Here is a 1,108-nt window from a genome sequence, read left to right as displayed (position 1 = left end):
GGAACAGGTCGGCGCCGGGAACCGGCGTATTGTCATGCAGCAGCACGCCGTCGATATCGCATATAACGTTTTTGATTTTCATTTGTCGCTGTTTCTCATGATTACGGCAGGCGAAGGGTGACGATAACACGCCTGCCAGAAGCGGCGGATCAGCTTTCCAGCAATCGCTGCAAGAGCACGCCGTTGAGCATCGCGCGTTTGGCCAGGGCGAAAGCGCCGATCGCCGAGCGATGATTGAGTTCGGAGGTCACCACCGGCAGATTTTTGCGGAAGTCCTTCAGCACCTGGGTATTGATGCAGCTCTGGATCGCCGGCAGCAGCACCTTGTCCGCTTCGGTGATCTCACCGGCGATCACCACCTTCTGCGGATTGAACAGGTTGATGGCGATGGCCACCGCCTTGCCCAGATAGCGGCCGACGTGTTCGATCACTTCGCTGGCCAGCAGATCGCCGCGGTTGGCGGCCTTGCAGATGGCGTTGATGCCGCAGTCTTCCAGCGTCAGTTTGCTCGGGTAGCCCTGGCTCAGCAACTGGCGCACGCGCTGTTCGATCGCGGCGTTGGCGGCCACGGTTTCCAGGCAGCCGAAGTTGCCGCAGTGGCAGCGTTCCCCCAGCGGATCGATCTGGATATGGCCGATCTCGCCGACGTTGCCGTTGTTGCCGAGAAAAATCTGCCCGTTGACTATGATGCCGGCGCCGGTACCGCGGTGGAGGCGCACCAGAATCGAGTCTTCGCAGTCGCGGGTGGCGCCGAAGTAGTGCTCCGCCAGCGCCAGGCTGCGGATGTCGTGGCCGACGAAACTGGTGACGTTGAAGCGCTGCTGCAGGTTGTCCACCAGCGCCCAGTTGCTGACGCTGATGTGCGGCATATAGCGCACCACGCCCAGCGCCGGATCCACCAGGCCGGGCAGGATCACCGCGATGGCGATCAGCTCGCGCAGGCGGCGCTGGTTAGCATCGATGAATTGGGCGATGGCGGCGAACAGCGCATTCTCCAGCGTTTCCTGGGTGCGTTCCGGCAGCGGATAGTGTTCTTCGCTGAGCGATTTACCGCTCATGTCATACAGGGTGATGGTGGCGTCGTGGCGGCCGAGACGCACCGCGACGG

At 62.1% G+C, this 1,108-nt stretch carries 1 protein-coding gene; it reads right to left on the bottom strand.

The window, feature by feature from the left end; translation table 11 throughout:
* Nucleotides 1-149: 149 nt before the first annotated feature.
* On the bottom strand, nucleotides 150-1,108 hold a 959-nt coding region (locus tag AB0H42_RS35860; RefSeq protein ID WP_357064359.1), incomplete at its 5' end, for a fructokinase.

The organism is Nocardia sp. NPDC050799 (genome assembly GCF_040654015.1).
Lineage (GTDB): Bacteria > Actinomycetota > Actinomycetes > Mycobacteriales > Mycobacteriaceae > Nocardia.
This window is presented reverse-complemented; position numbering and strand designations above follow the sequence as displayed.